This window comes from Bradyrhizobium sp., from assembly GCF_035309285.1.
Taxonomy (GTDB): Bacteria; Pseudomonadota; Alphaproteobacteria; order Rhizobiales; family Xanthobacteraceae; genus Bradyrhizobium.
Genome location: NZ_DATGFH010000109.1, coordinates 1 through 12,762 on the forward strand (window position 1 = coordinate 1; position 12,762 = coordinate 12,762).

A 12,762-nucleotide genomic window follows, 5' to 3' on the forward strand; every position below is an offset into this window, starting at 1 on the left:
TCGCGTGTAAAGGCGTCGGCCGCCTAGCGGCCGGACGCATCCGCTCATCGCGGACTCGACTCTTACGTTGTCTTTAGCCTTGTATGGAATGGCGCACCCGACACGATTCGAACGTGTGGCCTTCGCCTTCGGAGGGCGACGCTCTATCCAGCTGAGCTACGGGTGCTTACTGCTTACGCAGTGCTTACGCGGGTTTCGCGTATGAGTGAACCCCAACGCGCAGCCCTCGCAAGCCATTGCAGTACAATACTCTTTCTTCCTCACTTTTCGCACCAGCCGGCTTGACACGTGCCTTCGGAGGGCAACGCTCTATCCAGCTGAGCTACGGGCGCGGATGTGCTCCCTTTAGCTGATTGGCCTGATATCGGCAATGGCGGCGTTGCATGCGGCGCGGATTGTCTGCCGCGGTTCGGTCTGTAAACTCCCCAGAAATCGCGCGCGCCTTGCGCGTACGGGAGAAGCCCATGCGTCCGCTCGAATTTGGCTGGTATTTGCCGACCCATGGCGACACCACGGCCTATGGGCTTGCGGAAGCGCAGATCGCGGGCTCGGTGGAACTCTGCGAGCGCGTGGTCGCGGCTGCGGAGAAGGCTGCCTTCGAATATCTCCTGATCCCGGTCGGCTCGACCTGCTGGGAGGCCTGGATCTCCGGCGCGTTCATGGCGGCGCGCTCGGCCACCATCAAGCCGCTGATCGCGGCGCGGCCGGGCTATATCAATCCGGTGCTGATGGCGAAGATGATCGCAACCTTCGACCAGATGTCGGGCGGTCGCATTTGCATCAACCTGATCGCGGGCCAGAACGAGAGCGAGGTCGAGGCCGAAGGCGTGCGCTACGCGAAGGAAGAGCGCTACGCGCTGATGGAGGAGGAGGTCTCGATCCTCAAAGCGCTGTGGACCACGAGCGGCCCCGTGCATTTTGCCGGCAAATTTCACACGATCACCGGCGCGCATGTCAGGCCGCGTCCGCTGCAAAAGCCCCATCCGAAATTCTATCTCGGCGGCGGCTCGCGCCAGGCCTGGGAAATGTCAGCAAAGCATTCCGACGTGCATCTGTTCTGGGGCGACCTGCCGGACAAGATCGCCGAAAACATCGCCGAGATCCGCGAGATGGCACGTGCGCACGGCCGCGAGAACGAGATCGGCTTTGGCATGCGGCTGCAGATCATCTGCCGCGAGGACGAAAGCGAGGCATGGGAGGCGGCTGATCAATTGGTGCGGCACGCGAGCGAACGGCTGAGGCAGGAGCGCAACACGCTCTACAACAATTCGGTCGCCAACCTGCGCGTGCAGCAGCTCGCGCGCGAGCATGGCGATCTCCTGCTCCCGCATCTGTGGACCGGCATCACCAAAGTGCGGCCCGGCGCCGGCATCGCCGTCGTCGGCAATCCCGCGCAATGCGCCGATCAGTTGCAGCAATTCATCGATGTCGGCTGCCACTCCTTCTGCCTGTCCGGCTATCTTCACGACGAGGAGGCCGAGCGCTTCGGCCGGCTGGTGCGTCCGATCCTTGCCGAGCACAACCGCGGGCGATTGGCGGCATAAAGCGGGGACGGTGGGCTACGCGCCCTTATGGGCCTCGACCTGCGCCGCGAGCAGTTTCCGCGTCGCCTCGACGTCGACCAGGGAATAGACCTCGAACTCGGCCGGTATGATATCGGCCCATTCGTTCAGGATGCGGTGAAGCTCGGCGTTGTCTTCGACGTCGAAGAGCGCAACCGCGCCGCGGCCCACCCGCGCATAGATGTGCTTGCAGACACCGGAGGCCTCGTAGGCGCCGATCCATGGCCAAAAGCTCTGGCGCCGCGCGGCAACCTCGGACGAACGCTCGGGACGCGGGGTCGAGATGACGAGAAACAAGGCGGCCACGAGGATCGCTCCGTGAAAAAGGGGCGGGGCGATCAGGCCGGCACGATCGTCTTGCCGATCGGCCAGAGCGCGATGCCGGCGAGCTTCAGGTGCGCCCAGGCGAAGGGGATGCCGATGATCGTGATCGCCAAGAGCACCGCAGTGATGAGGTGACCGAGCGCGAGCCACCAGCCGGCGAGAATGAGCCAGATCAGATTGCCGATGACGCCGAGCGGCCCGGTGCCGATGTCTTCCTGGCCCGTGATCTCATAGCGGTTCACGGCCCGCGAGCCGAACGGCAGCAGCGTATAGACGGCGATATTGAACGCCGCGCGCGCCCAGGGCAGCCCGATGATGGTGATGGCCATGATGATGGCGGCGACCAGCCAGCCGAACGCCATCCAGGCGCCGCCGATCAGAATCCAGAGGATATTCAGGAGGATAGAGACGGGTTGCATGGGATACCGCGCCTGCGCAGGTGTGAGTTCAAGGCTCAATATAAGGAGCGGCGGTGACAGTGGTAGTAAGCGGCGCCGATTTGCGCTGACGGCGCCCGCCGCAGGCCCTAGCGCTGCGCCGCGCGGCGCGCGCGCCTGGCCGCGATGAAGCCGGCGACGTCACTCAACATCGTATCGGCCGACGTCACGCGGTTGCGGCCGAGACGCTTGGCGGCATAGAGCGCCTGGTCGGCCTGCCCAAGCAGGCTGTCGGGGGCGAGCTCCAGGGTCGGCACTTGCGTCGCAACGCCGACGCTGAGCGTGACATGGGCGCTGGCGCGCGGCGCGCCATGCGCGATCTTCAGATCCATCACCGCTCTTCGGATCCGCTCGGCCACCTCGCATGCGCCGTCGCGATCGGTCTCGGGCAGGATGATGGCGAATTCTTCGCCGCCATAGCGCGCGGCGAGATCGACGGGCCGCAGCGCCTGCGCGCCGACGATGGCCGCGATCGCACGCAGGCACTCGTCGCCGCTCTGATGGCCGTGCTTGTCGTTGAACAGCTTGAAGTGGTCGACGTCGACGAACAGGAGCGACAGCGGCTTGCCGCTGCGCTGCCCGCGCAGCCATTCGGTCTGCAGCGTCTGATCGAAGGCGCGGCGGTTGGCAAGCCCGGTGAGGCCGTCCTTGACGGCAAGCGCCTGCAGCGCCATCTCCGCGCGCTTCTGGTCGGTCATGTCGCGCAGCGTCTCGACCACCGCGATCAGATTGCCATCCTCGTCATGGATCGGACCTGCGTCGATCGCGAGATAGAGGTGATTGCCGAGCTTCGGCATCACGCACCAGTTCTCGGCGGAAAAGCCCATGCCATGCTCGCTGCGGACCAGGTACTGCGGGTAGAGCTCGGCGAGCTTGTCGGGACGCTCGAGTGCCACGAGGTCGGCGAGGCAATAGCGCTGCGTCTCGTAGAAGGCCCGCCAGTGCCGGGAGGTGCCGAGCACCTCGGCTGCGGAAACGCCGGTCAGCCGCTCGCAGGCGCGATTCCAGATCACCACGCGCCGATTGGGATCGATCACGAAGGTCGGGACGACGAGATGTTGCATCAGCCGCACCGCGTAGGAATGGGCCAATTCCGAGCTTTTCGCGCGTGACTTCCTCATCGTTTTCCCCGGGGTGCCGCGTTTTCGCGCGGCATATCCCTTTGAAAAATTACGCGACGGCGACCCTGTCGCCGGCCATTGCAAGCAACCGTCTTACGTCCGCGCCCGGTCTTGGGGCGCTGAACAAATAGCCCTGCATCTCGGTGCAGCCGAGCTTGCGCAACAGCTCGCGCTGCGCCTCGGTCTCGACGCCCTCCGCGGTGGTCGTCATGTTGAGAGCGGCGGCAATGTTGACCACGGCCTCCACGATCGACGACGAGGCGTCGACCTCGGAAATGTCGCTGACGAAGCAGCGGTCGATCTTGATCTTGTCGAACGGGAAACGCTTCAGGTAGCTCAGCGAAGAGAAACCGGTGCCGAAATCGTCGAGCGCGATGCGGACGCCGAGATTGCGGAGCTGATGCAGGATCGCGAGCGCTTCTTCGTCGTCGCGGATCAGGACCGCTTCGGTGATCTCGATCTCGAGCCGGCCTGGCTCCAGGCCGGACGCGGCGAGTGCGCCGGCAATCCGCAGCGCCAGCGTCTGGTTCTTCAACTGGACCGGCGACACGTTCACGGCGAGCCTGACATGGTCCGGCCAGGTCACCGCTTCCGCGCAAGCCGTGCGCAGCACCCAGTCGCCAAGCTCGTTGATCAGTCCGGTGTCTTCCGCGACGGGAACGAATTCGGCAGGCGAAATCATGCCGCGCTCGGGATGACGCCAGCGCAACAGCGCTTCGCAGCCTGAGACCGCGTTGCGGCCGAGATGGACAAGCGGCTGGTAATGGACCTCGAATGCGCCGTCGGCCATCGCCTGCCGCAGATCCTGCTCCATGGTCAGGCGGGCCTTTGCGCTCGCGTCCATCGCCGGTTCGAAGAAGCGGTGGGTGCGGCGGCCGCTCGACTTGGCGGCATACATGGCAAGGTCGGCATTCTTGATGAGCTGGTCGTGACTTGTGCCGTCCAGCGGCGCCATGGCGATGCCGATCGAGGCATCGCTCGAAAGCTGATGGCCGAGGCATTGATAGGGCTGGCGGATCGCCTCGTGTATCCGTGTGACGAAGGCGGCGACCTCGTCGGCCGAGGTCGCGCCGGTTCGGATCACCGCGAATTCGTCGCCGCCGAGCCGCGCAACCAGGTCGCTGTCCTTGACGCGGCTGCGGATGCGGCTTGCCACCGCCTTCAGGAGCTCGTCGCCGACATGATGTCCGAGCGAATCGTTGATGCCCTTGAACTCGTCGATGTCGATATAGAGCAGGGCGAACGGCTCGCCATTGGCCACCTTCTTCAGCTCGCGCTCGATCCGCTCGCGAAACAGCACGCGGTTCGGCAGGTCGGTGAGCGCGTCGTAGTGCGCCAGATGCGCGATCTTCTCCTCCGCCTCGCGCCGCTCGGTGACGTCCTCGACCACATTGAGGATGTAGCGCGGCTCGCCGGCCTTGTCCCGGATCGCAAGCCGCTTCGAGTTGACGATGCGGCTGCCGTGGAGCTTGGTTTCCCAGCGGTGGTCGTCGATAAAGATCGTACTGTCCGATTGCAGCGCCAGCGCGTCATCGGCAAGGACCCGCGCCGCCAGATGCTGCGGGAAGATGTCGTAAGGCGTCTTGCCGACGATGTCCCGGCCGACCGCGCCGAATTGCTCCTCGGCCACCGAATTGACCAGCACGTAGCGGCTGTCGCGCGCATCCTTCACCGTGATCTGGGTCGGGATGTGGTCGATGATCTCGCGCAGGAAGGCGCGGTCGCGGTCGCGCTCCTGCTCGAGCCTGCGCTGCGTGGTGATGTCTTCGATGGTCGCGACCCAGCCGCCGGTCGCCAGAGGCTTGTTGACGATGAAGTAGGCGCCTCCGTCCGGAGTTTCCATGATGGTGCTGTTGACCTTGCCCTCCGCGATATTGCGCATGATCGAGTCGCAGAAGCCGCGGACGTCGCCGTCATAGGACCCGGTGTCCTTGCGGTGCTGGATCAGGTCATAGTAATGCAGGCCCGGCTTCACCACGTCTCGCGACAGGCTGTACATGTCGATGTAGCGCTGGTTGAACGTGACGATGCGCGCAGATGAATCGTAGAGCACGAGGCCCTGCGTCATGTTGTTGAGCGCGGTGTCGAGCCGCTGCTTCTCCGCCGCGAGCTCGGCACGGGCGTCCCTGTTCAGGCGATTGATCTGCCGGACGATCAGGTAGAGGATGAAGGCGATCACCGACGCCGACAGCGCCGCCGCGAGGATCAGGAATCTCGTTTGCTCCTGCCAGTCGGCGAGCGCCGCATCGACACTGTTGGTGGCAACCACCACCATGGGGAAGCGGTCCAGCATCGCCGCGGCGCCGAGCTTGTCCTTGTGATCGATCGGGCTTGTCATGCGCAGCATCTGCAGGCCGCCGTGCTCGAGTACGCGCTTGAACAGCGGCGCCGAATTGAATTTCTTCCCGATCTTGGCGTCGATATGCGGGTAGCGTGCCAGCATGGTGCCGTCGCCATGGAGCAGCGCGATCGCAGCTCCTGGCCCGAGCAGGACGGTTGCGAAGAATTTCTCGTAGCTCGCCGGATCGATGCGCCGCGCCATGACGCCGAGAAATACGCCGTTGGCTCCGGTCAGGCGGTGCGCAATGACGGTGGTCCAGGTTCCCGTGAAGATGCTGAGCACCGGCTCGGTGAGGATCGACGGCGAATCGGGATTGGTCTTGAACTCCCTGAAATAGGCGCGCTGGGAAACGTTGGCCTCGGGCAGCGGCGCGTCGCCCGAGGAGTTGATGAGATCGCCGTTGGCGTCGAAGATCGTGACCTCGCCCATGTAGGACAGCCTGGAGACCTTGGCAGCGAGCATACGGTGGGCGGTCGGACCCGACATCTTCTCCCGGAAGGCGTCGGGCGAGCTGATCTCGGAGATATTCATCTGCGCGATCACGTCGGCGGCGATGATCTCGGTGTCCTCGAATTGCTGGTCGAAATGGCGGGTCAGAAGCAGCACGGCGTTCTGCAGCTCGCGCTCGCTGTTGGCGATCGCGCGCTCGCGGAATTCGCCGACCATTATGATGGTGCCCAGCACGATGCCGGCAACCAGCAGGCAACCGCAGATGATGAGCCATACGATCGGGTCGCGGCCGCGCACGCCACTGAGCTGCCGCAACGCGGCCGCGGCGATGCGGGACACTCTGCTCCGGACGTCGACCATCAACGCGCGCATTTCCCCCAATCTCCCGAAGGGAATGCATACGATGCAGAAATGGCATAAGCCGTTAGGAAATCCGGTTACTTTGGATTTAATTGATTCTTTGTGCCCTGCGTGTGCATTAACGCAACGTTAGTGCTGCGGCGCACCGGCGGAGGTTTGAGCCCTCGGATGTTAAAAGCGTAAGGTCCTGCGTTGCGAAGAAACTACCGCCGATAGCGATCGCCGCGCGAATAGACCAGGCGATTTTCCTGCGCCGGTCGGCTCGCGAGGCTGACGCGCGATTCGCTTGCGAGCGGGGTGGCCGGCCGCAACTCCTCGAGGAAGATCGGGCGGGAGAAATAAAAGCCCTGTGCATAGCGGATCCTGGTTGCGGCCTGCAGATAGGCGAGCTCCTCGAAGGATTCGATGCCCTCGGCGATCACGGTCATGCCGAGCGCCTCGCTCAAGGATTCGATCGCGCGCAGGATGCCCTGGCTGCGCGGGCGCTTGTGAATGTCGGTGATGAAGGAGCGGTCGATCTTGATCTCATCGGCGGTGATGTCGGCGAGCGCCGAGAGCGACGAATAGCCGGTACCGAAATCGTCGATGGAGATGCCCACCCCGAGCTTGCGGAAGATCGGCAGGATATTCTCCTGGAAATGGGTCTTGGCGACGAAGGCATCCTCGGTCACTTCGATCATGAAGCGCGCCGGGAAGCCGGTCGCCTCCAGCGCTCGCGCGAAGGAACGCATGAACTCGACATTGTCGGCCTGCTTGGCAGCGACGTTGATGCTGATCGTCGCGGTTGGGCCGAAGTTCTCGTTGATGAGGTCGATCGATTTCACGATCTCCGCCAGCACCAGATGGGTCAACTCGTCGATCAGCCCGAGCTCGACCGCGAGGTTGATGAAGGTGCCGGGCGCCTGGATCACGCCCTCATCGTCGCGCAGCCGCACCAGCGCCTCGACGCCCTTGACCTCCCGGGTGCGGATGTCGACCTTGGTCTGGAAGGCGCAGCAGAACCGCTTTTCCAGGATGGCAAGCCGGAGCGACTGCTCGACTTTCGTGCGCGCCGTCGCCTCGTGCTCCATGCCGGCATCGAAGAATGCCGCGTTGCCCTTGCCGTTGTTCTTGACCTGGTACATCGCAAGATCGGCGTTCTGGTGCAGCACCTCGTAGCTCCGGCCATGGTCCGGATAGAGGCTGACGCCGACCGAGATCGAAGCGAAGATTTCCGATCCGTCGATGAAGAAGGGCGCATTCAGTCGCTCCAGGACCGACTGCAGGAAATCCGCGACTTCCTGCTGGCTCTGGATCGGGTGGAGCAAGAGCAGGAACTCGTCGCCGGAAATCCGCGACAGCATGTCGGAGTCGCGCAGCTCGCGGATGAGCCGCTTGGCAAGCTCGATCAGCAGTGCATCCCCGATCGCGTGTCCGTAATAATCATTGATATGCTTGAAATTGTCGATGTCGAGGAAGGCGAGCGCGAACTTCGCGTCGTCGCATCTGAGCAGGCTGTTGACGCGATACTCGATCACCCGCCGTGACGGCAGCTCCGTCAATTCGTCATAATAGGCGGAGCGGAAAAGCTGATCCTCGAACGCCTTCTGCTCGCTGATGTCGGCGGAGCTGGAGATGAGCAGGTCGCGCCCGTCGATGCGGACCGGTTGATGGCTCGTCAGCAGAACCTGCCTGACCTTGCCGTCGTCGATGGATTCCTCGGTGACGAGGGCGCGGTCGGCGCGCAGGCATTGCAGCCCCGCTTCCAGGCGCTGATCGACGAGTTGCGAAGGCGCGGCGCCTCCGCTGCGGGCAAGCCCGAGCTGCACCGCGGCGGCATCGTTGACCATCAGGAATCGGCCGTGCTCGTCCTGGACCGTGACACCGGCCGGCAGCAGCCTCAGCACATCCCGCAACAGGCGCAGTTCCGCGTCAGCCACACTGGTCATGCCGGCTTCGCTTGCAGCATCTGGCAGATCGTCGTTGGCGGCATGGCGTTGCATGGGCGCGCATTGTGCTGAGTTCGTTCTTCATTTTGGTTAAGCGCCGGAAATAAACTCGGCTCGCCGCGCGCAGCTTTGCAGTTCTGCGTCATGACCCGGAGACTTGTCATTAACGGACTATCAACGCGATAATCCGCAGGCAAAACGAGTGGCAGGCACTTGCTTTCATTGGCAGGATTTGGCTCTCAGGCCCGCAGTCAGCTCTTCGGAACGCGGCATTGCATGGTGCAATGAACGCCGCTCCGGAGGAAGCTGACCTCGGTCTTGCCGTCGAACGGCGTCAGCGCCGATTTCAATAGCCTGGTGCCGAAGCCGGGTGCGCCGACTTTGTCGACCGGCGGGCCTTCGGTCTCGTCCCAGATCACGTTGAGGCGGTCGTCCGACAGGGTCCAGGACACCTGCAACAGCCCGCGCGCGGAGGAAAATGCGCCGTATTTGGCGGCATTGGTGGCGAGCTCGTGCAAGACCAGCGCCAGACTCACTGCGAGCTTGGCCGGAAGGAACAGCGGATCGCCGTTCAGGTTGAAGCGGACATGGCCATAGGGACCGAGCTCGGAGAGCAGCAAGTCCCTGATGTCGCAGCCGGAGCCGTCGACGCGGGTGATCAGATCGTCGGCAGCCGCAAGCGCACGCAAGCGAGGGTCGACCCTGCCCCAGACGTTTGGCTCCTTTTCCAGGACCTGGCGCAGCACCGCGTGGATCACGGACAGCTTGTTCTTCAGCCGGTGTTGAAGCTCGGACACGATCAGCTTGCGGTATTCCTCCTCCTGGATCAGCCGCTTGGAAATCTGGCGCTGCTGGCCGGCGATGGCGCGATAGTGCTCGATGCCCCAGATCGTCAGTCCGCAGACCAGCCAGAAAATCAGGAGCAGCGCGACGCGAGCGAAATCGGCCGTGCCGTAGCCGAAATTGACGAAAACGCCGATGGCGCCGCCGACAAGCGTGGTGAGGATCCCGATCCTCATGCCGCCGACGGCGGTGGCAAAGAACACGGCGGGAATATAGGGCGTGAAGAAAATGTCGGGTCGAATAAGCGAAATGCCGAAGCGCGCCAGAGTCGAAAGGACCAGGCAGAGCGCGGCAAATCCGAGGCTCACGGCGAGCGGCGGCCGGGCAACGCCCTGCCAGCCCCGCCGGAATTCGTCGATCAACTTACGCATCATCAGCCCGATCAGCCCCTCCAGATTAAGGCTGGCGCTTGCGAAAGCCATGCGCTTCCCGCCATCGCGCAAACCAGTCTTGGGGTTGCCCGAAATATCGGTACCAATGTGACCGCATTCAATCGGAAAGGGAAAGGATATGCGACGGCTCGACGGCAAGGTCGGAGGATTGATCGGTGCCGCGCCGGCATTCTCACGTCGTCATGCGCGGGTTTGACCCGCCTGCATGGCGAAGTTCGTAGGATGGGCAAAGCGAAGCGTGCCCACTATCTTTGTCCGCGCCGAAAAGCGGTGGGCACGGCGCTTGCGGGCCTTTGCCCACCCTACCGGATATTCACACCGCCCGCACGATCACCCGCAGGCCGTCGCGCGGCTTGGGGATCGGCCACATCTGCCAGTTCGGCTGGTAACCGGGCGGAAGCGACACTTCGAGGTTTTGCAGGAAATGCCGGGCAAAGCATTTCGCCTGCATATAGGCGAAGTGCAGGCCGAGGCACATATGCGCGCCGCCGCCGAACGGCACCCAGGCGAAGCGGTGGCGGTTGCGCTGCGCTTCCTCGGTGAAGCGCATGGGATCGAACCTGTCGGGCTCGGGCCAGATCTCCGGCATGTGATGGCTGAACAGTGGATTGACACCGACCTGGGTGCCGGCGGGAATCGCAAAACCCTTGAACGTGAAATCGCGCACCGCCCGGCGCGGCATCGAGGGCACCGGCGGCTTCAGGCGCAGCGCTTCCTTGAACGCCATCTCGGTCTCCGGCAGCGCCACGAGATCATCAAGGCTCGTCGGAGCATCGCGCGTAAGTCCGAGCGCCGCTACTTCGTTTCGCAGCCTGTGTTGCCATTCCGGATGGGCTGCAAGCTCGCCGACAAAGGAGGTCAGCGACGACGTGAGCGTATCGTGCGCCGCCATCATCAGAAAGCTCATGTGGTCGATGATGGTCTGCGCGGGCAACAGCTCGCCGTCGTCGTCGGTCGCCTGGCAAAGCTGCGAGAACAGGTCGTCGCCGCCGCCCCTGGCGCGTCGGATCGGAATCTGCTCGGAAAAATAGGCGACGATGCGCTTGCGGCCCGCGACGCCGCGCGCCATCTGGGTCCCCGGCAGTGGCCGCCTGATCGGCGCAACGGCCGCCGCCACCATGTCAATGAAGGCGCGGTTGATTTCTTCCACCTCGGGCCCGATGTCGGCGCCGAGGAAGGAGGTCGCGGCGAGATCGAGCGTGAGCTGTTTCATCGCCGGATAAAGCAGCATCTCGCCCGATTGCTGTTTCCATCGCGCCACGCGCCCGGAGATGCCCTGATCGAGCTTGGCGAGGTAGGATTTCATCGGTCCGGCCTTGAAGGCAACCGACAGCGACTTGCGATGCAGGCGATGCTCGTCGAAATCGAGCAGCATCAGCCCGCGCGGGAACAAGCGTCCGAGGATGAGATTCCAGCCATGCGTCGACGAGAACTGTCTTGCCTGGTCGAACAGGACGAGCTCGTTGGCCTCCGGCCCGAGCAGCACGATGCTGGTCTCGCCGAACAGATGGCTGCGATAGACCAGGCCATAGCGTTTGGCGTTGTTTTCGATAAACCCCTTGGGGTCGGCCAGCACCTGCAGCGTCTTGCCGATGATGGGCCAGCCCTCGTCGCCCGGAATATGGGTCAGCGAATTGCGCTTCGGCGGGGTGAAGCTGAACGCGGGCGAGGCGACACTCTGCATCGACATGGCAGGCGCTCCGTGGCTGTTCCTGGCGCGTTCTTGGACGCGAACCAACGAGCTCGAAAATAGCGCTTTTGCCGCGGCGCTGCAAAGGCCGCCGGCTGGTTCGGGCAGACCTGCGCCGCTTCAATGGTCACGGCAAAGCCGCGCGCCGCTCGCGCCTCTAAGCCTTGCTCTTCTGCTTCGCCGCTTCCTTCTGCAAGTCCGGCGCGTTCGCCGTGGCGATCGGGACGCGGCCGGGCCCGGTCTCGGCGAGCGCAGCGGCGGCCTTCTCGTTGCCCATGATCTTGGCCATCACGGCTTCGCCGGCCCGCTCGAACACGGCCCGGTTCTCGATCACGAATTTCTGCGACTTGCGCATGCTGTCGACATAGCCATTGATCTGCGGGACCACGTAGCGGGCCACAAGATCCCAGCTCCGACGCGTTGCCTCGATGTTCGCCCAGTCATGCACGAAGCCGATGACGGTGCCGACGCCGCCGGACGTTTTCATCACGTTCTTGATCAGCTTCACGAGGTCATCGGGCGTTCCGATGGCCGAGGCCGCGCCGTCGACAAAGGCGGTCTGGTCGACGGCCTCGTCGGGCGATTTGAATGCAGTGATGCCCGGCCGCATCAACGTGCCGACATTATATTCATTGTGCCAGCGCATCAGCCCTTCACGGGCCTCGCGCCGCGCTTGCTCGCGGGTCTCGGCGATGTGCCAGGAGAGCAGCACGCGCCAGTTGGAGCGGCTCACCGTGGTGCCGGCCTTCTTCGCCGCGTCTTCCGCGAATTCCCATTGCTGCGCCAGCGACATCAATCCCTTGGTCGACATCGAGCCCAGCGAGATGATGCCGATGCCATATTTGCCGGCGAGCGTCATGCCCGACGGCGAAATCATGGACGCCACCACGCACGGCATCTCTTCCTGCAAGGGGAGGATCTGGAGCGCCGCGTCCTGCATCGTGAACCAGTCGCTCCTGGCGGTGACGCGCTCGCCGTTGAAGAGGCGGCGGATCACCGCAATCGCCTCGTCCTGGCGGTCGCGCTGGGTCATCGGATCGATGCCGAGCGTGTGGGCGTCGGAGGCGAGCGCGCCGGGACCGGAGCCGAAGATGGCGCGGCCGCCGGTCATGTGATCGAGCTGCACCATGCGCTGCGCCACATTGAAGGGATGGTGGTAGGGCAGCGAAATCACGCCGGTGCCAAGCCTGATGCGCTTGGTGCGTTCGCCGGCCGCAGCCAGAAACATTTCCGGCGAGGCGATCATTTCCCAGCCCGACGAGTGATGCTCGCCGCACCAGAACTCATCGTAACCGAGCGCGTCGAGCTGTTCGA

9 protein-coding genes and 1 tRNA gene are annotated in these 12,762 nt (G+C 63.9%); 1 reads left to right on the forward strand and 9 read right to left on the reverse strand.

The window, feature by feature from the left end:
* Positions 1-89: 89 nt before the first annotated feature.
* A tRNA-Arg gene (locus VKR55_RS21785) sits at positions 90-166 on the reverse strand.
* 298 nt (positions 167-464) lie between these two features.
* Here VKR55_RS21785 and VKR55_RS21790 point away from each other — a divergent pair.
* On the forward strand, positions 465-1,544 hold the full coding sequence (locus VKR55_RS21790) for an LLM class flavin-dependent oxidoreductase (protein ID WP_324406536.1): 1,080 nt from the start codon (positions 465-467) through the stop codon (positions 1,542-1,544).
* Between the two features lie 15 nt (positions 1,545-1,559).
* Here the strand turns inward: VKR55_RS21790 and VKR55_RS21795 are convergent, their stop codons facing one another.
* From VKR55_RS21795 to VKR55_RS21830, 8 genes are all read right to left on the reverse strand, one after another.
* Positions 1,560-1,868: a DUF3303 family protein gene (locus VKR55_RS21795; RefSeq protein ID WP_324406538.1), complete on the reverse strand. Its 309-nt coding sequence runs from the start codon at positions 1,866-1,868 to the stop codon at positions 1,560-1,562.
* A 32-nt stretch (positions 1,869-1,900) separates the two neighbouring features.
* Positions 1,901-2,305 (reverse strand): YccF domain-containing protein, encoded by a 405-nt coding sequence (locus VKR55_RS21800; protein WP_324406539.1) that lies wholly within the window; start codon positions 2,303-2,305, stop codon positions 1,901-1,903.
* A 107-nt stretch (positions 2,306-2,412) separates the two neighbouring features.
* Positions 2,413-3,444, reverse strand: coding sequence for a sensor domain-containing diguanylate cyclase (locus tag VKR55_RS21805; protein ID WP_324406540.1), 1,032 nt, complete (start codon positions 3,442-3,444; stop codon positions 2,413-2,415).
* Positions 3,445-3,493: 49 nt separating this feature from the next.
* Positions 3,494-6,607: a bifunctional diguanylate cyclase/phosphodiesterase gene (locus tag VKR55_RS21810; RefSeq protein WP_324406542.1), complete on the reverse strand. Its 3,114-nt coding sequence runs from the start codon at positions 6,605-6,607 to the stop codon at positions 3,494-3,496.
* Positions 6,608-6,798: 191 nt separating this feature from the next.
* Complete coding sequence (locus VKR55_RS21815) at positions 6,799-8,523, reverse strand: putative bifunctional diguanylate cyclase/phosphodiesterase (RefSeq protein ID WP_324406548.1); 1,725 nt, start codon at positions 8,521-8,523, stop codon at positions 6,799-6,801.
* A gap of 251 nt (positions 8,524-8,774) precedes the next feature.
* The gene (locus VKR55_RS21820) at positions 8,775-9,737 is read right to left on the reverse strand and encodes a sensor histidine kinase (protein WP_324406550.1); all 963 of its coding nucleotides are present in this window, start codon (positions 9,735-9,737) and stop codon (positions 8,775-8,777) included.
* Between the two features lie 334 nt (positions 9,738-10,071).
* A complete protein-coding gene (locus VKR55_RS21825) occupies positions 10,072-11,448 on the reverse strand; it encodes a cytochrome P450 (protein WP_324406544.1) in 1,377 nt (458 codons plus the stop codon).
* Between the two features lie 157 nt (positions 11,449-11,605).
* Positions 11,606-12,762, reverse strand: a 1,157-nt coding sequence (locus VKR55_RS21830; RefSeq protein ID WP_324406546.1) for an LLM class flavin-dependent oxidoreductase, incomplete at its 5' end; no start/stop codon positions are given.

Excerpts from the sequence above, each read along its gene's own strand:
- VKR55_RS21810 (WP_324406542.1), bottom strand. The coding sequence starts at position 6,607 with ATGCGCGCGTTGATGGTCGACGTCCGGAGCAGAGTGTCCCGCATCGCC.
- VKR55_RS21790 (WP_324406536.1), top strand. The coding sequence starts at position 465 with ATGCGTCCGCTCGAATTTGGCTGGTATTTGCCGACCCATGGCGACACC.
- VKR55_RS21800 (WP_324406539.1), bottom strand. The coding sequence starts at position 2,305 with ATGCAACCCGTCTCTATCCTCCTGAATATCCTCTGGATTCTGATCGGC.
- VKR55_RS21805 (WP_324406540.1), bottom strand. The coding sequence starts at position 3,444 with ATGAGGAAGTCACGCGCGAAAAGCTCGGAATTGGCCCATTCCTACGCG.
- VKR55_RS21825 (WP_324406544.1), bottom strand. The coding sequence starts at position 11,448 with ATGTCGATGCAGAGTGTCGCCTCGCCCGCGTTCAGCTTCACCCCGCCG.
- VKR55_RS21820 (WP_324406550.1), bottom strand. The coding sequence starts at position 9,737 with ATGCGTAAGTTGATCGACGAATTCCGGCGGGGCTGGCAGGGCGTTGCC.
- VKR55_RS21815 (WP_324406548.1), bottom strand. The coding sequence starts at position 8,523 with ATGACCAGTGTGGCTGACGCGGAACTGCGCCTGTTGCGGGATGTGCTG.